A 24290-nucleotide genomic window follows, 5' to 3' on the forward strand; every position below is an offset into this window, starting at 1 on the left:
TGTTCAACACCCACCACGGCACCACCAACGCGGTCTGCATGCCCGCCGTGCTCGAGTTCAACGCGCCAGTCATCGCCGACCGCTTCCAGCAGGCCGCCGCCTATCTGGGCATCGACGGCGGCTTCGACGGCTTCCGCAGCTTCGTGCAAGAGTTCAACGACAGCCTCGCCATCCCCCGCAATCTCTCCGACCTCGGCGTCACCAAAGCCGCCATCCCCGAACTGGTCCAAGGCGCTATCATCGACCCCTCATGCGGAGGTAACCCAATCCAACTCAACCAACAAAACATCACTGAGCTGTTTAAAGTGGCGATCTGACAGTGAGCGCTGAAATCGTTCTCATAATCCTTGCGGCCGCGTTGCTGCATGCGATCTGGAACACGGTTGTAAAAACGGCCGCTGACCGAACGGTCACGCTGGGTCTGGTTGCACTGGGGCATGTTATCCCGGGGGCGCTGATGGTAGCGGTTCTGCCGCTGCCGAATATCGAGAGCCTGCCATATCTGGCAGGTTCGACCGTCGTTCATTTCGGATATTTCTACATGCTGAATCAGGCCTACCGGCATGGTGATCTCAGTGTGGTGTACCCGATCGCGCGCGGTGTGGTTCCTGCGCTGGTCGCTCTTTGGGCCGTGATATTCGCGGGCGAACATCTGCCGACGCAGGCATGGATTGGGATCGCGGTGATTGCCACCGGCATTCAACTGTCCAGCTGGTCGGTTTTGAGGCAAGGGGTCGGTAGGGCATCGCTTGTTTTCGCATTGGGAACGGGCTGCTTTATTTCCATCTACTCGCTTGTGGATGGCCTGGGCGTGCGGGTGTCAGGCAACATCCTAAGCTATTGGGCCTGGCATTCGGTTCTGCATATCTTTGTTGTGGGCTTTGTCGCGCTACGGCGAGGCGCGCGTGTGCTTGATTTGCCTCTGCGCATCTGGGTGATCGGGATTGCAGGCGGAATGGTGTCGATGACGGCTTACGGCCTAGTGCTTTATGCCAAGAATTTCGCTCCGCTTGGCGTCGTGTCAGCCTTACGCGAAACTTCAGTGATCTTCGCGGCCCTAATCGGATTTCTGTTCCTGGGTGAGGGCAATCCCATGCGACGCCTTCTGGCGGCCGTGATGATGGCTGCTGGCGTGACGCTGATCGCATTGTCGTCATGAACACATGCTGGGATGAGTTGAATGATTCTTGCGAGAGATCTGAAATCCACCTGTCACGCCGCATGAAACTGCAGGTTTGTTGTGCCATGTTGACCGGAAAAGACAAAAAAACCAAAATTGTCGCAAAAGATTTACATTTATTGTGGATTTTTGCGCGAAAATGTGACCGAGTCTGAAAATGGATGATGATAGCGTAACCATCCCACATCGTGGCCGAGAGCTGCTGGATGTCCTTGCGCGGCTGGGGGGGTCAGCGCGCAACACTCAGATCGCCCAGATCATGGACGTCTCTGAGGAAACTGTGCGTCGTTTGGTCAAGGCACTGGCGCGCGCGAACAAGGTTGAGCGTGTGCATGGCGGCACATTTCTGTCTCGGGCGCAGGATACACCGATGTTTTCGGGCGCTCTGGAGTATAATGCCGACGAGAAAACCAACATCGCCAAGCGGGTCTGCGGGTTGCTTGAGGACGAGATGGTGTTGTTCATCACCGTTGGCTCGACCATGACTCATGTGGCCGAGCAACTACGTGAGCTGCGGGGTTTGACCGTCGTTAGCAACTCTTTGTCAGTTGTCGCATCCCTGGCCGATCACAATGGCACGCGCGCCGTTCTGGCAGGGGGCGAAGTAATCCGCTCCGAGCGAGGCAGTTTTGGCCGTGCGGCTGAAGAACTGGCGTGTCAGTACAGCTATGACGCGGTGATCTGCGGCGCGGATGCACTGTCGCTGGTCGGAGGCGTATTGGCCTCGAACCCGCTGGAGGCGGATCTGACCCGTGCGCTGCAAGGGAACACGCATCGCATGATCGTTGCAGCGGACCACACCAAATTCGGTGCAAAGGCAGCCAACGTGTCTTGCCCGTTCGACAAAGTGACGGATCTGGTGACCGATATCGCCCCACCCGATGCGTTTGCACCCGTTCTCAAGCAAGCTGGGGTCCAAGTGCACATTGCATCGCAAAACGATGTCAAATCCGGGCCGGAAGAAACAGAGCCCCGGAAGCAAAAAAAGAACAAAGAAACCTCCGAAAGCAAAGCGGGCAAATCGGGCTCTCGGAAACGCAAAACGAAATAAACAAAACCTAGGGAGAAAACATGAAAAAGCTTCTTATGTCTGGTGTGGCCTTTGCCACAATCGGGGGCGCGGCCTGGGCCAATTGTCCTGCTGCAACCGTCGCGGATATGCAGGGCGTCGCAGCCGGTGCTTATCCTCAGCAGTTTGATCTGTCCGAGTTTCAATCAGCTGCAAACTGTACGCTCAGCTTTGCAGAAAACCCGGCTATTGGGGATCTGAACGGCATGATCCGTGGCAATGGCGATCTTGCGGCCGTGGCAGATCGTCTGCCGGCTGACCCGTTGGTCATCGTACCCTATGACTCGATAGGTCAGTATGGCGGTGTTCTGGACGCGCTCTCCAACGCCACAGAAAGCGGCACCTCGGACTTCCTTTCGGTGCGTCACGTCAACCTGTTCCGCTATTCCGACGACCTGCAGACCCTGGTGCCCAACGTGGCGAAATCCTGGGAATGGAACGATGACTTCACCGTGCTGACCGTGAATCTGCGTGAAGGCCACAAGTGGTCGGATGGCGCGCCATTTACGGCGGCGGATATCGTCTTCTGGTACGATAACCTGATGATGGACACCAATGTCATCGCCGAAGCGAAGGATTATGCGCTGGCGGGCGGTGAGCCCATGAAGGTCGAAGCGCTGGACGACACCACCGTCCGCTTTACCCTTGCCGCGCCCAAGCCTGGCCTGACCGAGACATTCTCGTTCACCTATGTGCAGCCCTACCAGCCCAAGCATTTCTTTGAAAAGTTCCACCCGGCGCTGGATGACAACGCCGACGCCAACGCGCAGGCGCTTGGTTATGAAAACGGGTACGAGCTGATCAAGGCCTATTATGGCAACTCGGACTGGATGGATACGCCATCTCCGATGCTGACAGCCGGTGACAAACTGGCGGGTCTTCCCACCGACACCATGCCGACGCTGGAGAGCCATATCCTTGTGAAGGAGAGCACCGAGGGTCGTCACTATGTGGCCAACCCCTATTTCTTCCAGGTCGACACGCAGGGTAACCAGCTTCCCTACATTTCGGAAATGGATGAAACTTACGTTCCGGACGAAGAAGTACGCACCCTTAAGTTGCTGAATGGCGAGGTCGATTACAAATCGCAGGGTGTTAACCTGACATCCGCTCCGGTGCTGCTCGAAGGTCAGGAGAACGGTAACTACACGGTCGAGGTGAAGCCTTCGATCGGCTATCCGGTTCTGACCTTCAACGTGACCGCAGAAGACGAGGCCAAGCGCGCGATCTTTAACGATATCCGGTTCAGAACTGCGATGTCTGTTGCGATGGATCGCAACCAGCTGAACGAGGTTGTGGCTTTTGGTCTGGGAACACCGACACAGTACATCGGCTTCTCGCCACGTCCCGATTTCATCGACGAAAAATGGTCGAACCATGAGATCGAATTCGACGCAGAGCGCGCCAATGCGCTGCTGGACGAAGTCGGTCTTGTCGACAAGGACGGTGATGGCTTCCGCGACTTGCCGAATGGTGATCCGTTTGTTCTGGATTGGCAGTTCTCGACCCAGCCAGCTTCGGCGCAATTGGTGGAACTGATTGCTCAGAACTGGAAAGACGTTGGCGTCAACACCGCGATCAAAGAGGTGACATCCGACGAATTCCGCGCCGCACAAACGGCCAACTCGCTGGATATGGGCCTATGGCTGAAGAGCCAGCCAGCCGGGTCGATCCTCGGGGACAGCGAGATCTGGGTGCCTCCGTTTGATGGCTATTTCGACGTACGTACAGGTATGCTCTGGGCTGAATATATCAGCTCAAACGGTGAAAACGGTGTTGAACCACCGGCTTGGGTCGCGGATCTGAAGGCTGCATTGGACACCTATCAGTCCAGTGCACCCGGCTCTGATGCGTCAGTATCCGCCGCGCAGAAGATGGTCGAGATCATGACCGGCGAGCTGCTGTTCCTGGGTACCGTGAATGCTCCTGCCCCGATCTATCACTCGAACAACCTGCAGAACTTTACCGAGTTCAAAACGCAGTCTTACGAGTTCTATCGGACCTATCCTTACCGCCCCGCCCAGTGGTGGCTGAGCGAATAAGGTTGAGAAGATAAGAAGGTGGGCGCCCGCGCCCGCCTTCGCGCATCCCGCGGGGACAGATATGTTGCAATTCTGCAGATTTGCCGCCACCCGGGCGGTTATGGCGTTGGTCACTTTGGTCATCGTATCGCTGATTGTTTTTTCACTGATGGAACTGGTGCCCGGTGACTGTGCCGAGCGCTATTTGGCGTATAAAAACACCCAAGGGTCCGCGATCACCGTTGCTGACGTTGCAGCAGAACGCGCCCGACTGGGGTTGGATCAACCGTTCCTGACCCGATGGGCCACTTGGTTGTCAGGGGCATTTCGCGGCGATTTCGGCGAAAGCTGCATCCTGCGGGTGAATATTGCACAGCTGCTGGGCGACAAGTTCTGGCTGTCGCTGTGGATCTGCCTTGGCGCTTTGACGCTGGCTTATGCCATTGCAATCCCTGTGGGCATCATTTCTGCCGCCTCGCGCAGTGCGGTACTGAACAACTCGCTGCGGATCGTCAGCTATCTGGGTCTGGCGATGCCGAACTTCCTGCTGGCCCTGATGGTGATGCTGGTTTCAACCGTTTATTTCGGCGAGACTCTGACCGGGCTGTTCTCGCCCGAGTACAAAGAAGCGCCTTGGTCTTGGGGCAAGTTCCTTGATTTGCTGAAACACGCCTGGCTGCCGATCTTCATTCTGGGCTGGTCGGCCACAGCCTTTGCGCTGCAGACCGTGCGCGCGTTGATGTCGGATGAGATCGGGAAGCTGTATGTCACCGCTGCTGCCGCGCGGGGCATTTATGGCCGCCGCCTGTTATGGCGCTATCCGGCCCGTCATGCGCTGGGGCCGATCGTCAACAGCCTTGGCTTTGACCTGAACCGGATCTTCAACGAACTGCCCATTGTGGCGCTGATCCTGACATTGACCGAAGCCGGTGCGCTTTTGCTTGAAGCGTTGGCGCGGTCCAATGATCAGCAACTTGCGGGGGCCATCATCTTTCTGCTGACGGCATCAATCGTGACGTTGAATTTCTTCACCGACATTCTGCTTGCGGTGATCGATCCGCGTGTGCGCAAAAGTATCCTCAGGTGACCAGATGACTGCGACAATCGACAACCAAAAGGCAAAAGAAGCCTATTTCACCGCCTCGCAGCGTCAGTTGATCTGGGCCCGATTCAAGAAACAGCGCGCGGCGATGATTGCGGCCACAGTTCTGGTCGTCCTGATCCTGTCGGGCATCTTTGCTCCGTTCCTGTCGCCTTACGATCCGACCGCCGCAGGGCGTGACAAAGACTATCTGAACGGAGCCCCGCAGATTCCAAAATTCTGCGACAAGAATGGCTGCTCGATCCGCCCGTTCCTGCACGGGGTCACCCGCGAACGCTCGTTGGCGACCAATTTCCGCTGGGTCGAGAAAGTGAACGAGGATGAACGCCGATATATCCAGTTCTTCGTTCGGGGCGACAAATATAAGCTGTTTGGAGTCATTCCCGGTAACATCCACCTGTTTGGTGTCGATCAGGGCTATGTTCACCTGTTCGGAACCGACAGTGCCGGCAAGGATATCTTCAGCCGTACACTGCATGCGGTTTGGACGTCGCTACAGGTCGGAACGCTTGGGGTGATGATTTCGTTCGTGCTGGCGCTCGCGATCGGAGGGGTGGCCGGATATTATGGTGGAATGGTCGACAGTGTGATCCAAATGATCACCGATGCGATCCGAACGGTCCCGGCCATCCCTCTGTTCATGGCGATTGCGGCCTTTATCCCGCCGGAATGGTCGGCCGAGACACGGTTTTTCGTGATAACGGCCATATTGGGACTGGTCGGCTGGCCGACGCTGGCGCGGCGGGTGCGTACCCATCTGCTAACGGAACGCAATCAGGAATACGTGCTTGCGGCGAAACTGTGCGGCGCGTCGCCGGGCCACATCATCCGGCGTCACCTGCTGCCCAGCTTCACCAGCTACATTATCGTCGATCTGGTGATCTCGTTCCCCTATATGGTCCTCAGCGAAACCGCGCTCAGCTTTATCGGGCTGGGGCTGAAAGATCCGGTCAACTCACTTGGCGTGATGTTGCAGAATGTGACCAAGGCGGATGTTCTGCTGAATTACCAATGGTATTTCATCCCGGTCATCTTCTTTGTCGTTCTCGTGATGTCTTTCGTGTTCGTTGGCGATGGCCTGCGCGATGCGGCTGATCCTTATTCGGAGACCCGCAAATGAGCCTGATCGATGTCGAAAACCTGTCCGTTCAGTTCAAAACCGATGAAGGGTTGATCACGGCGGTTGAGGATGTTTCGTTTTCACTCGCCCCAGGCGAGGTGCTCGGGCTGGTCGGCGAAAGTGGATCGGGAAAATCAGTGACGGCAAAGTCACTGATGAAACTAAATCCACCCAACGCGATCTATGCGCCGGAAAGCCGGATCGATCTGCATCTCGACAGCGGCCCGGTTGATATCATGGCGCTGAAGCGGCCCAAGGACATGGAGATTGTGCGCGGCGGGGCGATCAGTATGATCTTCCAAGAGCCGATGGCCAGCTTTGCCCCCGCGATCACCATCGGCAAGCAGATGGTTGAACAGTTGCTGATCCACACGGACCTCAGCAAAAAGCAGGCCAAAGAACTATCGATCGAAATGCTGGACCGAGTGGGTATCCTTGAACCAGCGGCCCGGTTCAACCAATACGCTTTCGAATTGTCGGGCGGGATGCGTCAGCGGGCGATGATCGCCATGGCGCTTTCGACCAAGCCCAAACTGCTGATCGCGGATGAGCCGACAACGGCGCTGGACGTGACCATTCAGGCTCAGGTTTTGGATCTGATGAAGGATCTGGTGGCCGAGTTCGGCATGGGTATCGTCTTCATCACCCATGACCTAAGCGTCGTCGCCCAAACCGCCGACCGGGTTGCGGTGATGTATCTGGGTCGGATCATGGAAAGCGGACCTGTGCGTGAGGTGATCCGCCATCCGGCACATGCCTATACGCGTGGCCTGCTGAACGCGTTACCCAAACTCGATGATCTGGACGCACCGCTAACCCCGATCCCCGGCGATATCCCCTCACCTCTGGAGCGGCCATCAGGCTGCGTGTTCCATCCACGCAACCCGGAACTCAAACCCGGATCGCGATATGAAACGGAACGCCCACCCTTGACCGAGGTCAGCCCCGGCCATTTCGCAGCCATTTTCCCCGAAGACGTGCCAGGCCAGCCATGACAAACGCATTGATCAAAACCGAAAACCTGTCAGTCGAATTTCCCCTTGGTGGCGGGTTGTTTAACAAGCGCACGCTGAAGGCGGTCGACAACGTCTCGATCGAAATCCCGCGAGGGGCTTTTGTTGGGGTGGTCGGCGAGTCCGGCTCGGGCAAGACAACGCTCGGCCGCGCATTGCTGAATGCGGTTCCAATCACCAGCGGTGGCGCAAGCTATGATGATGGTGAAGAGCAGTTCGATCTGACCAAAATGTCGGCAACCGATCTCAAGTCCTATCGCCGTCGGGCTCAGTTGATTTTTCAGGACCCTTACGCGGCGCTTAGTCCTCGGATGACCGTGCGTGATATCATAGCCGAACCGCTGGATGTGATGGGCCTGACCGCATCGCGTGAGGAAACCGATGCGCGGGTTCGCGAGATTGCGGGCAAATGCCGGTTGAACCTTGAACATCTGCGACGCTATCCGCACGCGTTTTCGGGCGGTCAGCGTCAGCGGATTTCTATCGCGCGGGCTCTGGCCTGCAACCCGCGTTTTGTAGTTGCCGATGAATGCGTGGCGGCGCTGGACGTGTCGATTCAGGCGGATATCCTGAACCTGCTGAAATCCCTTCAGCGAGATATGGGCCTGACCTTCATGTTCATCAGCCACGATCTGTCGGTTGTGGCCCATACCTGCGATTTTGTGGTTGTGATGTATCACGGCAAGATCGTCGAAAGCGCCCCAACGCGCGAACTGTTTGCCGCTCCCAAGCAAGACTATACCAAGCGGTTGCTGGATGCGATCCCATCGCTGGACCCCGATCATCGAATGCGTGCCTGATCAGGGCGCGCTGACCTGCGCCTGTCCGGTCTCGGTCAGCACAATCTCGGTCGCGCCATCTGCGCTGCGCTCGCTGGGTGGGACAAGGACATCGATGCCAGGCCGGTCGGGGCCAAAGGTGTTGCTGACCCGGCGGACCGAACTGAGAATGGCCAGCAGCGCCGGAGACGTTGCCGCCACGAAATGAGATGATCCCGCATCGCTGTTGAATGCAGTCGTGTCGATCACGCTGATCGGATATTCGGCCAACGCGTCGACCGAACTGATATTACCCAACCTCTGACTGTCCGCGGTGCCGCGCAGCCGAGCCGACAGGTTCAGAATCTTGTCCTTCTGGGACACCATCACCACAAACGGATCGGGCGGGCTCTTGATGCTGTTCATCTGGGATCGGAACAGATCCACATCCAGATCAGGTGAGATCAGGATGACCCCCTCAAGATTGCGGCTTGCCCACCCCGGCTCGCGTAGTTCGGCTTGCCGCATCATCTCCATCGATAGGGCGCTGCCCATCGAATGCGCTATCAGGACGACCCGCTTTACGCCCATTGATTTGAGCAATCTAATGGTCTGTTCCAGCCCGTCTCGGGCAAACAGCATACTGTCCAGATCATAGGCGTAACCGGTGCCGCGCGCCTTACTGGGCCAGGAATAAATCAGAATGGTTCCGGGGATACCGATATCATGGCTCAGCTGAGCGGCCCGAAATGCGGTCTCAGTCTGCGTGGCGTTATACCCGTGAACAAAGATGACCACGTCATCCACGCCACGCAGACGGGACTTCAGATCCTGCGGACCCGAGAACTCGGTAACATCGGCCACGACAAACTGTTTTTTCGGATTCGGGTTCGCGTATGAGAACTCGAGTTCACCCGGCGTGTGCGACGGCGGAATCGAGACGGTCATCTCAAGGTAACGCAATGCCTCGGCACGGTTAGCTCCGTAGCTGCCATCCGGCTCGCGCGCACGGGTAGTGGCGGCAAAGACCGTGGCGGGGGTGCCGACCCTAAGGGCTTCGGGTGTGATCTCTGTGATAGACCGATCCGCACAGGCGGTTAGCACAGACAGCGTTACAATGATGATGAAATAGCGCAGCACGCTCTGCCCCTCTGAAGTCACAGGGCTACGCTACCGTATTCCCGCCCCGCGTCCAGCCTGAGGGCACGACTCATTGGCAAAATCCGGCTGGCACCTGTTACAAAACGTAACGGCTGAGGTCTGTGGATTTTGTCAGCTCGCCAAGATTGTCGTTCACGAAACCTGCATCGACGGTGATCTCAGCCCCTGCCTGATCCGGTGCGGTGAACGAAAGCTCTTCGAACACGCGCTCCATCACCGTGTAAAGCCGCCGCGCACCGATATTCTCGATGCTTTGGTTCACATCCGCCGCAATCCGGGCCAAGGCTGCGATCCCGTCTTCGGTGAAACTGACCGTGACCGCTTCAGTGCCCATCAGGGCAGTATACTGCAGGGTCAGAGCGTTGTCGGTCTCGGTCAGGATGCGTACGAAATCCTCTTCTGTCAGGGCGCGCAGCTCCACGCGTATCGGCAAACGGCCCTGAAGTTCTGGCAGCAGGTCCGAGGGCTTGGCGATGTGAAACGCACCGGATGCGATGAAAAGGATATGGTCGGTTTTCACAGGGCCATGTTTGGTGCTGACAGTGGTGCCCTCGATCAGAGGCAGCAGGTCGCGCTGAACCCCTTCCCGGCTGACATCGCCTCCGCGCGCATCGGATCGGGCGCAGACTTTGTCGATCTCATCCAGAAACACGATGCCGTTCTGTTCGACCGATTCCAAAGCCACACGGTTGACAGTTTCGTCATCCAGCAACTTGTCGGCCTCTTCGCCAATTAACGCCTCATAGCTTTCAGCCACAGTCATGCGTTTCTTGACGGTCCGTCCACCGAAGGCCTTGCCGAAGATATCACCCAGATTCATCATCCCCATCTGACCACCCGGCTGGCCCGGAATATCGAACATCGGCATCGGGTTCGTGGTATCGGACAGTTCCAACTCGATTTCGGTATCGTCCAGCTCACCAGCCTTCAGCTTCTTGCGGAACATCTCGCGCGTCGCTTCGCGGGCGTCGGTTCCTGCAATCGCCTCGATCACGCGATCCTCGGCGGCCTGATGGGCGCGGGCTTTGACATCCTCGCGCATATACTCGCGGGTTTGCAGGATTGCGGCGTCAGCCAGATCACGCACGATCTGTTCAACGTCCCGACCGACATAGCCGACCTCGGTGAATTTGGTGGCTTCAACTTTGATGAAGGGTGCGCGGGCCAGTTTGGCCAGACGGCGGCTGATCTCGGTCTTGCCAACGCCGGTGGGTCCGATCATCAGAATGTTTTTCGGATAGACCTCATCGCGGATGTCATCTGGCAACTGCTTGCGCCGCCAGCGGTTGCGTAGCGCCACGGCGACGGCGCGTTTCGCGTCTTTCTGCCCGATAATAAAGCGGTCCAGTTCCGAGACAATCTCGCGCGGGGTCAGGTCGGTCATATGTGTTCTATCCGTATGTTTCGCAGCGGAACCTAATCATACGGCGCGAAAACACAAGCCGATCACGAGAAGATCACGGTAACTCACGGGCAGCACACGGAATTTCGTGGTGATGTGAATCGCCAGATGCACAGCGTCTGCGGCATAACCTTTCGCGACGGACTCTGCGTCCGTATGACATTAGGGAGATACCTCATCATGATGACTCGTCGTTCGCTTTTTGTGAAAGCTGCAGCTACCGGCGCGGCCCTGTCTCTGGTCGGCACCACCGCTGCCCTGGCCGGTGGCGCAAAAAAGAAAGGCACATTTGAAGGCCGCTCGAACCACGTCACTACCGGTTCGGTAAAACTGGTCAAAGATGGCGAGCGTTACATCGTTGAACTGGGCGACGACTTTTCGCTGGACAACGGCCCCGACCCGCGTGTCGCATTTGGTAAGGACGGCACATACGCCCCAGACAGCAAACTGGGCGCGCTGCTGCACCTGACCGGCAAGCAATCCTATGCCGTGCCGCCAACCATGGATGTCTCGGGCTACAACGAATTTTACATTTGGTGCGAGGTTGCTGGCGTCCCGCTGGGAGTTGCTTCGTTGAAGTAATCACACCCTTCAGGGGTCGGGCTTTCCGGCCTCTGACACGCCGTTAGGTGACAGGGCAACTGTCTGTTACACTCGCCTCAAGATATTGGAACTGGGGGCGTTTTCATGACCAAGATTGCCAAGATCACCCTGCTGTTTGTGGTCTTTGTTGACCTGATCGGACAAGGGCTGGTGTTTCCCATCATCAACTCCCTGATCATGGAAACGAAGTCCGGCTTCTTGCCGGAAAGCACAGCCATGGGCACAAGGCACTTTTATTATGGTCTGGTGATCGGCTGCTTCTTCCTGTCTTGGTTTCTGGGGGTGGTCTATGTCTCGAAAGTTTCAGACTCCATCGGGCGCAAGAATGCTCTTCTGGTCTGTTTGACCGGGGCGCTGGTCGGCTACGCCCTGACCATCGCAGCGCTTTATCTCAACAGCCTGCTTCTGCTGATCATTGGTCGTTCAATCACCGGGTTTACGGCTGGAAATCAGCCCATCGCACAAGCGGCAATGATCGATGGCAGCACCGACGCTGCCGACCGCGACCGCAACATGGGTTATATTGTGACCGGTGTCAGCTTTGGCTTGGTCGGAGGACCGATCATAGGCGCGGTTCTGTCCGATGCAGCCTTATTGGGCAGCGCGGCGACATTGAAAACGCCTTTCTACGGGGCGTTTGTACTGGTCCTGATTGCAATCTTTCTTGTGACCGCGTTCTTCAAGGATACCAGAACCGAGCGTGAACCTTTTGTTTTCCGCCCACGCGACATCACCGACAGTCTTATTGCTGTGCGCGAGCACCCGCTGGTTCTGAAGATCATGCCAGTTTACGCCCTGTTCATGGTCGCCAACGTTACTTTCTATGTATTCGTCGACAACTTCCTGACCAGCGCGTGGGGTTATGGCGTAATTGGGGGCAGCATGGCGATGGTGGTCATTGGCGTTGCGCTGGCCTTTTCCAGCACCTTCCTTGTGAAACCAGCGCAAGAGAGGTTCAGCAAGCACCAGATCATCTACACCTCATTGGTCACCATGGTGATCTGTGGCTTTGCCTTCGCATTCAGCCCCAGCGGGGTGCTGAGCTATATTCCGGTCTTTTTCTTCTACTTCTTCTTCGGCGTTTCTTACCCGACGCTGCTAGGCCTGTTCTCATCCAGCGTTGCCGAAACGGATCAGGGCTGGGTCATGGGCGTGACCACAGCCGTGTTCTGCCTAGCAGGCGGTATCATGTCCCTGATCGGAGGCGGATTGATGAGCATCGACATCCGCGTCCCCTACTACATTGTCATCGTCACTGCCCTGATGGGCCTGATCGGGATGCATCTGAGGTGGAAGGGTAAAGAGATCAAAGCGCTATTGGCGTAAAGAGCAGCCGATAGAGCGGAGGGGGTCACCTACTCCTGCTCTTCCTCAATTTCTTCTTCGTCAAGTTTGCGCTGGCTTTCCTGTAATGGCGCGCGCTCTATCAGTGCCCAAATTTCCTTTTTGGTCTTCTTTGAAACAGCGCCTCTGGCTTCCAGCTCGATCAATAGCGAGCGTGTCTGATCTTCGGTACAGCCAATTGTTCTGCTGAGCCGTTCCAGAGTTTTGAACTTGTATTTGGTATCTCTCAACATGGACTCAAGCAGCTTCTTGCGAGGCTCTTTCCATGTCTTGGCGTGCTTCCGATTCCGATATTCCTCAAGCACAATCGGCCCAACAATGCCGCCAATCAGCCCACCAAATATCGCTGCCAGAACCGCACTCATGACCCGATCGTCTCAACCGTCAGATTGCCGTTGGTATAGACGCAGATATCCGCAGCAATTGCCATGGCTTCACGCGCCACATCCTCGGCCGGTTTGTCACCATCCATCATCGCACGGGCGGCCGCCAGGGCAAAGTTGCCGCCCGACCCGATTGCAGCGACGTTGTGTTCGGGCTCAAGTACGTCCCCTGCCCCAGTGATCACGAGCAGATCCTTGCCGTCGGTCACAATCAGCATCGCCTCGAGCTTCTGCAGATACTTGTCGGTGCGCCAGTCCTTGGCCAGCTCGACCGAAGCACGCGCCAGTTGGCCGGGCGTCGCCTCAAGCTTGGCTTCCAGACGTTCCAGCAGCGTGAACGCATCCGCCGTAGATCCGGCGAATCCGGCGACCACTTCGAACCCGCCCGGTGATAGGCGGCGTACCTTTCGCGCGGTACCCTTGATCACGGTTTGGCCCAGGCTGACCTGCCCGTCCCCGGCGATGACAACCTGCCCGCCCTTCTTGACGCCAATAATAGTGGTGCCGTGCCATCCGGGAAAATCGCTGTCTGCCATGAATGCCTCCGTTATCCGTGCTGCCATATATGGGCCGGGCACGGGTTCTGCGCAACCGGTTCTAAAACTGCCCAAAAGATATGCAGTAAACGCAAACCGGGGCTGTTGAGTCAGCATTTGTGAGACTCAGCCGCCGGAGTTACATGAGGCTTACAACCGACAACGGGTCGGCTGTTTCTGTTAAAAGGACCAAGCACATGGCAAACGCAATCGCAAAAACCCATGCGCCGCGCGGAGCAGTCACCATCCTGCACGCAGTGGACGCATTCTCTCATGCATTCGAAAACGTTGTCGAATGGTACAAATCATATCAGACACGCAACGAACTGTCGCAACTGAGCGACGAGCAGCTGGAAGACGTCGGGCTGACCCGCGCTGATATCTCCAAGTTCTGATCCAGGATTTGAACACTTGTAAGATGAGCCGCTCGATTGAGCGGCTTTTTCTTTTTCAGCTTTCGACGAATTTACCTGCGAGATCAGGCAGATAAGCCTCAACTGCAGCAGTGGCTACGACATGCCGGGTACCCGCCTCGGCATCCTCGACATCCAGTCCCCCTTTGACCGCCCGAACCGAGGCGCGGCCCCGCGGCAGATCCGAGGCGACAAGATCACAATCAACCTTCTCAGGCTGCTGAACGCCAATCGTGACCTCAACGCGCATCTCCTCATGACTGATGCCCAGTTTGGAAAACAGCGTGATGGACGAGTGGTGCAGCGCGTCCTGAACAGCGCGGCGCGCGGCCTTGGTATAGTCCTGACCATACAGATCGTTGCCGGTCCCCATCTCCAGAATGATGCGTTTTTCCGTCATCGGGCGGGCTCCATATCAAATGAGACAACGATCGCGGCGTTGGCGATCACCGTGCGACCTTCAGAATGGGGTTTGTCGATATCCAAGCCACCATGTGTGACCGTGATGTTGGGCTGGCCGTAGGGGAAAATGGCCTTCAACGCCTGCGAATCCACCCGGTCCGGTTGCTGTACTCCGATTTCCGCGTCGATGATCATGGCCTCTTTCGGGAATCCGAACAATTCCGCCATATTGATCGAGTTATGCCAAAGCGCATCCTTGAGCGCGCGCAGCGCTGCTTCGGTATAGTCTTCGCGCCGAAGCGACGTACCCATACCGAATTCCACCAATACCCGAGTTTTGGGCATGTCGCCTCCTTATTCCTGATGACCCGACAATCTGCACGAGTTCTTGCGAATTGAAAGAACCAGTACAGTGAACTGCATCCGGCCAAACCACGAAACCCGAATGTTTGGTTTGTATCGCAGCTATCGACTAGAATTCTGTCTGTTTAAGCACACGATCTATGAAAGGTTTGATTCCATGACGTATTTTCGGCTCGTGTCATCATTATTGTTGCTTGGACTTCTGGCGCCAAGCGTATCCGCTGAAGTCATAGAAAACAAAGCGAAATTTATGAATCTGATCGTTGATAAGAAGCTGGTTCAGGGCGAAACCTGGGTGACTATTCACAAGGACGGCACGGTTGAGGGCAAAGGCCCGAAAGGTGGCAGTATCAGCGGCACGTGGGAGTGGAAAGACAGGTATTACTGTCGGAGAATCGTGATCGTCGGTGAAGTGATGCCCCACGACTGTCAGGTGGTTTCAATCGCAGACGACACCGTTACATTTACCCACAAGGACGGCGTGGGAGTATCGGTGAGGTGGACCATCAAGTGAGTCTAAACTCTTGTCACGCATTGGCTTTCACAAAAAAGGCGCCCAATGCGGGGCGCCTTTTTTTTCGTTCGCACACTAGCGAAGGTCAGATCGACTCGTCGATCCAGCTTTGCAGGGCCGCCTTCGGGGCCGCGCCAGCGCGGTTCGAAACCACCTGACCGTCTTTGAAAATGAACAGCGCCGGAATGCCGCGCACGCCCATGGCCGCGGCTGAGTTTGGGTTGCTGTCGACATCGACCTTGGCAATCTTCACCTTGCCACCATATTCGCTGGCCAGCTCTTCCAGGGCGGGGCCGATCTGCTTACAGGGGCCGCACCACTCGGCCCAGAAATCCACCACGACGGGGATATCGGAATTCTTGACTTCGGCGTCAAAGGTGTCGTCGGTAACGGCTACGGTCGACATGTCTGTCTCCTGACTGGGAATGCTTGGGCTCAGAACCTAGGTGCGGCACCGGGCAAGGTCAAGATATAGGGTTCGGTGTCAGGGCGTCCGTCACCATATCGTGTGGCAACCACATCAGGTGCGCGGTTCGCGTCCACAAGATAGCGGTGCGGATACTGTGATTGGGATAGATTTGCGACAGGGCATGGGCGTAGGCCGCCATCTGGCGCAACAGCCCTTCGGGGCAGGATTCTGGCCCGGTCGGAACAGTCGCATTGGATTTGAAATCAATTACATGCACCTCTTTATCCGTGATAATCAGCCGGTCGATGACCCCATGCATTCGTGTGCCGTTCAGATCGGCAGAGACCGAAACCTCGGTCAGCGCATCCGAGCCAAAGACCGGTTTCAGATATTCGGCCGTCAGCACCGATGTGGCCTCAGTCAGCAGATCTTGCCGCTCAACATCTTGCATATCGGCCAGAAGCCGTGCGCAAAGCTGCGGCCATTGATCCTGTGCGGCAGCAGGAAGATGTTCGAGCAACAGGTGCAGCTGCGATCCGCGTCGTTTCGCCGCCTCTTCATCCTGCCCCGCATCTCCGGGCAAGGCCTTCGCACCCCCTAGATCAGAGGGGCTGAGCGTTTCGGCTGGCGCGGGTAGATTTGGCGCGGGGTGGTCAAAAAATACAGGCAAATGCTGTTCGTTGTGCGGGATGCTGCCCTGTTCAACGGCAGGCAAAGCCTCCCAATCTCCATGCGCCAGTCGAAGGGTCTGGGTGCCGGGAACATGAGTAGCCCCTGCCCGCGCCATCGCGGCCTCAACCATCTGATACCAACTGTTGCCATCCTTGCCTACATCCCCGGCGGCCGCCACTATTAGCCACTTTTCTGCCCGTGTTAGAGCCACATATAGAAGCCTCAGCCGCTCATTCTCCTCGCGCGTTCTGGCTTCTTGGCGCGCAGCTGCGATCAATGCAGGTGAGGCATCAGAAGGCACTTTCCAAAACGGAGTATCGCCCGCCATCATGATCTCGGCATCTCGTGGTGGCTGTCGTTTACCAGTGTCCGGCAGGATTACGATCGGTGATTCCAATCCTTTTGAGCCATGAACGGTCATCACCCTGATCATATTGCCGACACCGCTCATCTGGCGCTTGATCTCCAGATCGTCGGTTTGCATCCAGACCAGAAAACCGGTGAGGCTTGGGATATCTGTCCGTTCATAGGCCAGCGCCTGCGACAGTAACGCGTTGATACCATCCTCAGCCTCGGCCCCAAGCCGGCCCAGCAGTTTGCGTCGCCCGTCATGGCGCGTCAGGATACGTTCGATCAGATCATAAGGACGCAGAAAGTCGGTTTGACCGCGTAGGTCGTTCAGAATCGCAAGCGTTACCGGGAACTCCTCGGCACGATTGCGCAACGCTGCCCATAGATAAGTTTCCTCCCTGCGATGAGCCAGATCGAACAACTGTTGTTCCGTCCAGCCAAACAGTGGGGATTTCAGGACTGTCGCCAGTGATAGGCTGTCTTCGGGTGTGGCCAGAAAGCTCAGCAAAGCAGCCAGATCCTTGACCGCCAGTTCCGCGCCCACCTTCAGGCGATCCGCCCCCGCGATGGGCAGGCCCTCGCTTTTGCAGGCGCGAATGATCTCGGCAAACAGGTCCGAGCGGCGTTGGACAAGGATCAGAAAGTCGCGGGGCTGCACTTTGCGCCGGACAAATGTCCCCGACGCATCGCCATCATCGGGAATGGTGGCGCCATCCCTGATCATATCCTTGATCGACCGGGCAACCTGTTCTGCCAGAATGACGGTGTGATGCCGTGCGCCGGGTCGATCAACGGGATCGGTCCAATCGCTGTCATCCTCGTCTTCAACCTTCTCGATCACCGGCCATAGGTCGACGCGCCCAGGAAGATCGGCCTTGAATGCCCGGTGTAAGGCATCCTTGTGGAACCCGGCTTCTACATGGTTTTCGAACAGTATATCGACCAGCCCAAGGATCGCGCTGGACGAGCGGAACGAATATTCCAGCGTTGAATCCCACAGTTTAGAGCCTGATTCTCGAAGTTTCCGCCCAAATTCGGCCTGCATCTGGTCAAAGGCTTGCGGGTCGGCGCCCTGGAAGGAATAGATCGACTGTTTCTTGTCACCAACCACAAAGATCGTGCGCTCAACTCCGGATCGGGCCCCTTCCCCGCTGGTAAATTCCTGAGCCAATTTTTCGATCACGTCCCATTGATCCGGGCTGGTGTCCTGCGCCTCGTCCACCAGAATGTGATCGATGCCACCGTCGAGCCGGTACAGCACCCATTCTGCGACCGCTGGGTCGTTCAGCACCTGACGTGCGCGCAGGATCAGGTCATCAAAATCCAGCCAACCCCTCACCTGCTTGCACCGCTCGTATTCCGGAAGGAAGGCCGCGGCAAAGCGATGTAATACATGGGTTTTCTGGGCCGCAACCAGCGACAGTCGTTGTTCCCGCGCGGCTTCGACCCGCAGCATCAGGGCCTCGAGCTGGGGCATCCGATCTGCCAGCACCCCTTCACGCAGCGCCTTGGTTGGAAAGCTGTTGAGTTTTGCGGCAAAGGGCTCTTTCGCGCCCTTACCCGTCAATAGAACGTTTTCAAGTATCGTCAGTTTGCTCAGCCGGGCGTCGGTAAAACCGACAAGCTTGTCGGCGGCCTTGGCATTGTTCCCTCCGCTTTCCGAAAGCGCGGGCAAAATGGACTGGATCAGTTCGACCTCACCGCCCAGAAACACGTTACGCAGCAGGACCTGTTCATCAAAACCTTCGGGCAGATCAAACCGTTGCAGAATGTCCGGCCATTGCAGCACATGTTCAAACTGATTTCGTTTCTGCGCAACAGCGGCAGTCAGTTTGTCAAAACCGGTATCGGTGACAAAGCGGGCAACGTCTTCGATCAATTCGGCCTGAGGGCCGTCGGCAAAACTTTCAATGATCTCTTCGCGCAGCAACGCCGCAGCCCGGTCTTCCATTTCGGAGAACTGAGGGCTGACCCCCGCCTCAAGCGGGAACCGTCGCAGCAGCGAAGCACAGAAGGAGTGGATCGTTTGGATTTTCAGGCCACCGGGTGTCTCGATGGCGCGGGCAAACAGTGTCCGTGCTTGCGCCAACCGGTCGGGATCGATCAGGCCTGGTACGCCAAGTTCGACCAACTCAGCCTGAAGGTCGCCGTCGCCCAACATTGCCCATTTGCCAAGACGTTTGAACAACCGGTTCTGCATCTCGCTGGCCGCGGCCTTGGTATAGGTCAGGCACAGGATATGCTGCGGCTGTACGCCATCCAGCAACAGCCGCGCCACCCGGTCGGTCAGCACCCGGGTCTTGCCCGAGCCCGCATTGGCCGCCAGCCAGGTTGAGGCGTCCGGGCGCGCGGCCTGAACCTGCCGTTCGGTGGCATCATTGCGGGGGGTCATGTCAGGTCCTCCGGTTCGGTTTCCGCTGAACGATCCCACTCGCCGAACCGGGCGAGGTGATCATAGTCCCCTATATCTGTGTCCTTGTGCAGCATCCTGCGTGAAGAGAACCCCTGATCAGGCTCTAAATAGGCTGATATGAGCTCTTTCAGTTCGGTCAGCACCTTGTCGGTCGGCTCTTTCTGCAGCGGTGCGGGCACTTCTTTATAGGTGCCGCCCATGCCAATGAAGATCGCCTGTGCAACGGGAAGCGGATCGAATCCTTCGATACCGCCCTGCTCGGCCATTGCAGCTTCGATCAGCAGTTGTTTGTCGAATTTGGCTTGCTGACTTTCCGTCGGCGGAGTGCCCGTCTTGTAGTCGATGATACGCAAGGCCCCCTGCCCGCTTCGATCGATTCGGTCGGCACGTCCGGCAATGGTGAAGTCCAGCGGCGTCAACGCCAGGCGCATCCCAACCTCAAAAGCCACAGGCCCGCCATCGGTGCGGCGCTGAATCTCGGCGGATAGAAAGCTATCGGTAATCCGCTCTAGCCGCGCCAGCCACAGCTTTCGGGCAGTTGGCCACGCAACGTGGTCGTCCAGCAGAGCTTTGGCGCGTTTCAGGAAATTTTCTCGGGTCAATAAAGCCGGATCCAGAACGCTGTCGCGCACGAATTGTTCCATCACCTCGTGGATGACGATACCGCGTAGCAGGGCATCTGGCGCCTGAACCAGCGGGTCCAGTTGTCTCAATCGCAGGACATGTCGGGCATATATGGCGTATGGATCGCGGATCAGGCGTATGATTTCGGTCACCGATAGCCGCCGTGGCCGCGCCGCGACGGGTGGTCGTGGCGACGGGCGGTGCGCGGGTGCGATTCGGGGTGCATGTTCCAGCATCTCTGCCCAATCCAACCACCGTTGGCCCCGCGCTTGCATTGCTTCTAACGCGCTAGTTCCACCCTGTTCAGGCAGGCCTAGCAACAGGTTGGTCATGCGGTTCAGCCAACGGGATGGTACGGTTTCCGCATCATCCGAGCGGGTAGCGCGGGTCAAAACCACCTCTGCCGCACCTGCCGCCTGCTGGAAGTCATGCGCGGACAGGCCGATCCTGCGTTCGGGCAGTAAAAGACCGGCCTCATTGCGCATCTGACGGTTCAGCCAGGGGTCGGGCGCCGCAGCCTCGGGCCAGCTGCCTTCGTTCAAGCCACCCAGAATTAGCAGATCCGCACCCTGAACGCGCGCTTCCAGGGTGCCCCAGATCATCAGATGCGGGTGAGGTGCATCACGGTCGCGGACTTCTTCACCTGCCAACAACGCGCCCAGAAGTTCGGCAAAGTCATGGGCGGTCATCGCGCCGCCATGCTGTGCTTCGGCTTCCAAAGTGGAGATCACCGCAAGCGCCTTCTGGCCCGCGTTCTTGTCCCACAATGTGCCAGATTCACCGGTTGCACCTGCCGAGATCATCTCGGCCAGCGTGCGAAGCCGGGCGACCCAGTCCGACAGTGGCTTTTCGGCGGGGTCGTATTGATGGCAAAAAGTCTCGGTAACCCAGCGGACCCAGTCCTCGGGCGCTTCAGAACGAATGGCGAAAGCGGTCAGGCTGGCGCTGTCGGGAAAGGGCGGGCCATAGCGACGCAGGTCAAGCTCAAGATCGCGGGTATGCAGCAGGTGGCTGCCCCGGTCGCCCCCGTCATGGCACAGTGGGTGTTTGAGCAGCGTCAGCAGAGCCTCGCCATCCAGGCGGTGCGCGAATAGCCAGGCGACATGGCGCAGGAACCGCCCGGGCGGAGACAGCTGCAGTGGCAGGCCCGCGCTGTCATCGGGCAGGATATTCCACCGGTCCAGTGCGGCGCTGACCTGCCGGGTTAGCATCCGGTCGGGGGTGATTAGCGCGGCGGTCTGGCCGGTCTCGGCCGCCTGCCGTAGGCGCAGCGCAATGGCCAAGGCCTCGGCCCGGGGCGAGGGTGCCTCGATCAGCGTCACATCCTTGGTCGCACCGTTCAGGTCGGGCAGGAGCGGGCCTTCAGTCATCCATGCGTCGGTGACCGGGGCAGGGCGCAATGCAAGCGAAATCAGCTTGTTACGGGCAGGTGAAGGGGCCTGATCCGTGGTCCATGGCCGGATTTGATCCGGGCCAAGCCCTAGCCCAAGCATCAGCTTGCGGAACCGGTATTGAGGATGATCCTCGGATGTCAGCGGGTTATCCAGATTGTGCCAAACATGTTCAGGCTGGTCGAAATCATAGCCGGGTAACACCAGCGCCCCCTGAGGCAGACGCGCGACCGCCTGCATCAGCATCAGGGTGGTCCCGCGAGACCCGGTAGAGCCTGCCAGAATGACAGGATGTTCGGGCGGCGATGCCTCCCAGCGCGCGATCAGGTTCTCGACCACGCGCCGCTGTCGGGCCTGCGCATCCAGCGCCTCCGAACCGGATTCCATGAACTGATCAGCGATGCCTATAAAGGCCTGTGCCCGCGCCCAATGGCCGGACATGTCGCTGACATCCAGTTGCCTGATCGCATCGGGAGAGACACCTTCGCCCTGCATCTCGTCGATAAGCCCGGCCAGGCTGTCAGATAGATCGAACAGCGAGGACCGGGCCGCCAGATCGGGTTGCTGGTCTAGCAGTTTTGCGATCAGCTGCGTCAGCTCCAGCCTGCGACGCAGAGACGGGATTGCGGGTGGGATCTGCGCCAGATCGGCGCTTTCGCCAAGATCGGTGACCAAAGAGAGGCGTGGCAAAAGGCAAGCGGGACCCTGATCAAACAGATCGCGCACCCGGCGCGCCATCCGGCGGGTGTTGATCACCAGTTGCACCCGGGCCAGCGCGTCGGGCGGCTGCCCCACAAACCGCTCATGTAGCCCGTCAACCAACACCTTGGGAAAATCCGCGCCCGGAGGAACGGCGAAGACCCGGGGCAGGGCGCTGGGCTCAAACATCGGCAATCAGCCCCTCGGCCAGATCAATACCCTCGGGACGCCCCACATCGCACCAGCGACCGGGGTAAGACAGTGCGAACAGGCGCTTTTGCTGCAGCATTCGATCCCACAATACGTTCAATGAAAACACGTCCTCAGCGATGTCATGTAGCCCTTCGGTTTTCAGAATTTGTACCCCGCCGTAAACAAGACCTGCACCGCGGACGATCCGCCCTGTGCTGTCCTGAGTGAAGTCACCAGGGCCTGTGTGGCCAAGGGTTTGCCCAACTGGAACGCACATCAGCAGCGCATCCATTTTATCCGGATTCCACTGATCCTTCAGTAAATTCAGCGGGTTGGGCCCAGCCCAGATCGCGTCGCTGTTCAAGGTGAATACGGGATCGGATCCAAGCAGAGGTAGCGCTGCGCGCAGCCCACCACCAGTATCCAAAATGCGCGGTTCTTCCCGCGATATCATAACGTCGCAGCCCGCCAGATGATCAGCCAACTGATCAGCGTGGTAGTGCAGGTTGGCAACAACCCGCAACGGCCTGAGCGCATCGACTAGATCCAGTGCGTGATCAATCAGGGGCCGCCCGGCCACCTCGATCAGCGGTTTGGGCCGGTCTTTGGCCAGGGCACCCATGCGAGTACCAAAGCCCGCGGCAAACAGCATTGCAGCTTGGGGGGTGCCGGTCATTGCGCCCTCAGCTTTGCCAGGTTCTCGGGGTTTGGGGCGGGCAGGGCGCTGCGCAACAGGTCTGCCACCGGCACCAACGCGGGATGTTCGAGATCGCGCATCAAATGTGCCCACGCAGCCGGGATCAGGTCGACGTAGTGTGGCTTTCCATAATCGGTCGCCAACCGGGCAAAACCGCCCAGAATGCGCAGGTTACGCTGTGCGCCCAGAACAGCATATGCGGTGCGGAAATCATGCCCATCGACGCCGGTTGCGGTGATATAGCGGTCGATCATCCTCATCTCGATCCCGGCGGGCACAGTCCGACGCACATCCTGTAGCAGTGACATCAAATCATAGGCGGGATGCCCCAGCATCGCGCTTTGGAAATCCAGCAGACCGACACGCGCCAGACCTTCGCGCTCGGGCAGCCAGATCAGGTTTTCTGCGTGGTAATCGCGTTGCACAACAACCCGCGTTCCGCCGGTTTCTCGGTGCAGGATATCCGCAAAGCGCAGCTCGAACCGGGCGCGGGCCTCGTCGTCGTGCGATCCAAGAATGCCTTGTGCATATTTCGTGAACGACAGCGCCGCCAATTCGGTCATCATAGCGGGGTCGTAACTGTCGAGCGAAAGCGTCGGCGCCGCGTGAAGATGGACAAGTACATCGGTTGCGGCGTCATACAGCGTGCGCTCAAGCGTCGGATCGTCCCGCAAGACGCGTGCGAACAGATCGTCGCCCAAATCTTCGAGCAACAGAAACCCGTATTCGCAGTCCTCGGCGTAGATTTCCGGCGCACTCAACCCAATGGAACGCAGGTATTTCGACATACGCACGAAGGGTTCAACAGCTTCGCCCTTGTCGGGCGGAGCATCCATCAAAACGGCGGTCCGGCCGGTGGCAGGGTCGGTCAGACGCTCGTACCGGCGGTTCGAGGCATCACCTGCCAAAGGCGTATGCCGTGCGCCGTTCCATGGTGTCTGCGCGATCAAGGCTTCCGCCAGAATGGCCCGGTTCGTCATTGGATCCCCTCCAGCTTGGCGTTCCATTTCGGGTCTGTCCACGACATCTTAAGTTGTCGCGTATCTTGTTCGTTGGCGTCTGTGGTGAACCGGATCAGTAAGGCCGGCTCTGGCGTCAGAGGACCCAGCTTTTCAGGCCACTCGATCAGGCAAATGCAGGCGTCGAAGGCGTCGACCAGCCCTAGCTCTTCGATCTCTTCCACGGCAGAAAGACGATAGAGGTCTGAATGCCAGACCTCTCCAAGCTGCGTCTCGTAAACCTGAACCAGAGTAAAGGTCGGCGAAGGCACATCTTCGGGAGCGGACAGAAGAGATTGAATCAATGCGCGTGCGAAATGGGTTTTGCCGCTGCCGATGGTACCTTCAAGCAGGATAGTATCGCCAGACTGCAATGCGCCTCCCAGTTTGGTGGCAACTTCAGCAGTGTCGAATGGGGATTTCGAGGTCAGAGTCAGCGGTGCGTTCATGGCGTCACAAT

The 24290-nt window shown here is 57.9% G+C and carries 23 protein-coding genes and 1 pseudogene; 12 read left to right on the forward strand and 12 right to left on the reverse strand.

Annotated features, from left to right (window positions below):
* From ACR0A1_RS20215 to ACR0A1_RS20250, 8 genes and pseudogenes are all read left to right on the forward strand, one after another.
* A pseudogene (locus ACR0A1_RS20215) lies at positions 1–317 on the forward strand (iron-containing alcohol dehydrogenase); the annotation flags it as partial.
* A 2-nt stretch (positions 318–319) separates the two neighbouring features.
* A complete protein-coding gene (locus ACR0A1_RS20220) occupies positions 320–1159 on the forward strand; it encodes an EamA family transporter (RefSeq protein ID WP_170636821.1) in 840 nt (279 codons plus the stop codon).
* Positions 1160–1337: 178 nt separating this feature from the next.
* Entirely contained in the window at positions 1338–2231 is an 894-nt protein-coding gene (locus tag ACR0A1_RS20225) for a DeoR/GlpR family DNA-binding transcription regulator (RefSeq protein WP_170594917.1), read from the forward strand.
* Positions 2232–2251: 20 nt separating this feature from the next.
* On the forward strand, positions 2252–4291 hold the full coding sequence (locus ACR0A1_RS20230; RefSeq protein ID WP_170397784.1) for an ABC transporter substrate-binding protein: 2040 nt from the start codon (positions 2252–2254) through the stop codon (positions 4289–4291).
* 61 nt (positions 4292–4352) lie between these two features.
* Complete coding sequence (locus tag ACR0A1_RS20235) at positions 4353–5357, forward strand: ABC transporter permease (protein WP_170397787.1); 1005 nt, start codon at positions 4353–4355, stop codon at positions 5355–5357.
* A 4-nt stretch (positions 5358–5361) separates the two neighbouring features.
* Positions 5362–6492 carry an ABC transporter permease gene (locus ACR0A1_RS20240; protein ID WP_170397790.1) on the forward strand — a complete coding sequence of 377 codons (1131 nt, stop codon included), beginning with the start codon at positions 5362–5364 and terminating at the stop codon, positions 6490–6492.
* Positions 6489–7487, forward strand: coding sequence for an ABC transporter ATP-binding protein (locus ACR0A1_RS20245; protein WP_170513428.1), 999 nt, complete (start codon positions 6489–6491; stop codon positions 7485–7487). Before ACR0A1_RS20240 ends, ACR0A1_RS20245 begins: the two co-directional genes overlap by 4 nt.
* Positions 7484–8305, forward strand: a complete 822-nt coding sequence (locus ACR0A1_RS20250) for an ATP-binding cassette domain-containing protein (RefSeq protein ID WP_170397796.1) — start codon at positions 7484–7486, stop codon at positions 8303–8305. Before ACR0A1_RS20245 ends, ACR0A1_RS20250 begins: the two co-directional genes overlap by 4 nt.
* On the opposite strand, the gene ACR0A1_RS20255 is transcribed toward ACR0A1_RS20250, so the two are convergent.
* Complete coding sequence (locus tag ACR0A1_RS20255) at positions 8306–9403, reverse strand: alpha/beta fold hydrolase (RefSeq protein WP_170425345.1); 1098 nt, start codon at positions 9401–9403, stop codon at positions 8306–8308.
* Between the two features lie 97 nt (positions 9404–9500).
* Positions 9501–10808, reverse strand: coding sequence for an ATP-dependent protease ATPase subunit HslU (gene hslU, locus ACR0A1_RS20260; RefSeq protein WP_480869007.1), 1308 nt, complete (start codon positions 10806–10808; stop codon positions 9501–9503).
* Positions 10809–11006: 198 nt separating this feature from the next.
* Here hslU and ACR0A1_RS20265 point away from each other — a divergent pair, with 198 nt between their 5' ends.
* Complete coding sequence (locus ACR0A1_RS20265) at positions 11007–11408, forward strand: DM13 domain-containing protein (protein WP_480869008.1); 402 nt, start codon at positions 11007–11009, stop codon at positions 11406–11408.
* A 105-nt stretch (positions 11409–11513) separates the two neighbouring features.
* Positions 11514–12755 (forward strand): MFS transporter, encoded by a 1242-nt coding sequence (locus tag ACR0A1_RS20270; RefSeq protein ID WP_170397806.1) that lies wholly within the window; start codon positions 11514–11516, stop codon positions 12753–12755.
* Positions 12756–12784: 29 nt separating this feature from the next.
* Here the strand turns inward: ACR0A1_RS20270 and ACR0A1_RS20275 are convergent, their stop codons facing one another.
* Together ACR0A1_RS20275 and hslV are read right to left on the reverse strand one after the other, a co-directional pair.
* On the reverse strand, positions 12785–13138 hold the full coding sequence (locus ACR0A1_RS20275) for a hypothetical protein (RefSeq protein WP_170425354.1): 354 nt from the start codon (positions 13136–13138) through the stop codon (positions 12785–12787).
* On the reverse strand, positions 13135–13692 hold the full coding sequence (hslV, locus tag ACR0A1_RS20280; RefSeq protein ID WP_480869011.1) for an ATP-dependent protease subunit HslV: 558 nt from the start codon (positions 13690–13692) through the stop codon (positions 13135–13137). The genes ACR0A1_RS20275 and hslV overlap by 4 nt, the downstream gene beginning before the upstream one ends.
* A 197-nt stretch (positions 13693–13889) precedes the next feature.
* On the opposite strand from hslV, the gene ACR0A1_RS20285 reads away from it, so the two are divergent.
* Positions 13890–14087, forward strand: coding sequence for a DUF1127 domain-containing protein (locus ACR0A1_RS20285; RefSeq protein ID WP_170397815.1), 198 nt, complete (start codon positions 13890–13892; stop codon positions 14085–14087).
* 55 nt (positions 14088–14142) lie between these two features.
* On the opposite strand, the gene ACR0A1_RS20290 is transcribed toward ACR0A1_RS20285, so the two are convergent.
* Positions 14143–14505: a Lin0512 family protein gene (locus ACR0A1_RS20290; RefSeq protein WP_170407917.1), complete on the reverse strand. Its 363-nt coding sequence runs from the start codon at positions 14503–14505 to the stop codon at positions 14143–14145.
* Positions 14502–14852 carry a Lin0512 family protein gene (locus tag ACR0A1_RS20295; RefSeq protein WP_170625360.1) on the reverse strand — a complete coding sequence of 117 codons (351 nt, stop codon included), beginning with the start codon at positions 14850–14852 and terminating at the stop codon, positions 14502–14504. The genes ACR0A1_RS20290 and ACR0A1_RS20295 overlap by 4 nt, the downstream gene beginning before the upstream one ends.
* A gap of 100 nt (positions 14853–14952) precedes the next feature.
* Here ACR0A1_RS20295 and ACR0A1_RS20300 point away from each other — a divergent pair, with 100 nt between their 5' ends.
* A complete protein-coding gene (locus ACR0A1_RS20300; RefSeq protein ID WP_480869013.1) occupies positions 14953–15384 on the forward strand; it encodes a hypothetical protein in 432 nt (143 codons plus the stop codon).
* 85 nt (positions 15385–15469) lie between these two features.
* Here ACR0A1_RS20300 and trxA read toward each other — a convergent pair whose 3' ends face one another.
* The 6 genes from trxA to tsaE are packed head-to-tail and all read right to left on the reverse strand — an operon-like array spanning position 15470 to position 24279.
* On the reverse strand, positions 15470–15790 hold the full coding sequence (gene trxA, locus ACR0A1_RS20305; protein WP_170397826.1) for a thioredoxin: 321 nt from the start codon (positions 15788–15790) through the stop codon (positions 15470–15472).
* A gap of 58 nt (positions 15791–15848) precedes the next feature.
* The gene (gene addA / locus ACR0A1_RS20310; protein WP_480869015.1) at positions 15849–19208 is read right to left on the reverse strand and encodes a double-strand break repair helicase AddA; all 3360 of its coding nucleotides are present in this window, start codon (positions 19206–19208) and stop codon (positions 15849–15851) included.
* Positions 19205–22132: a double-strand break repair protein AddB gene (addB, locus tag ACR0A1_RS20315; protein WP_480869017.1), complete on the reverse strand. Its 2928-nt coding sequence runs from the start codon at positions 22130–22132 to the stop codon at positions 19205–19207. Before addB ends, addA begins: the two co-directional genes overlap by 4 nt.
* On the reverse strand, positions 22125–22811 hold the full coding sequence (locus ACR0A1_RS20320) for a nucleotidyltransferase family protein (RefSeq protein ID WP_480869019.1): 687 nt from the start codon (positions 22809–22811) through the stop codon (positions 22125–22127). Before ACR0A1_RS20320 ends, addB begins: the two co-directional genes overlap by 8 nt.
* The gene (locus ACR0A1_RS20325) at positions 22808–23812 is read right to left on the reverse strand and encodes a phosphotransferase (RefSeq protein ID WP_170425366.1); all 1005 of its coding nucleotides are present in this window, start codon (positions 23810–23812) and stop codon (positions 22808–22810) included. Before ACR0A1_RS20325 ends, ACR0A1_RS20320 begins: the two co-directional genes overlap by 4 nt.
* Entirely contained in the window at positions 23809–24279 is a 471-nt protein-coding gene (gene tsaE / locus ACR0A1_RS20330; protein WP_480869021.1) for a tRNA (adenosine(37)-N6)-threonylcarbamoyltransferase complex ATPase subunit type 1 TsaE, read from the reverse strand. Before tsaE ends, ACR0A1_RS20325 begins: the two co-directional genes overlap by 4 nt.
* Positions 24280–24290: the final 11 nt, after the last annotated feature.

The organism is Ruegeria sp. D6 (genome assembly GCF_056534365.1).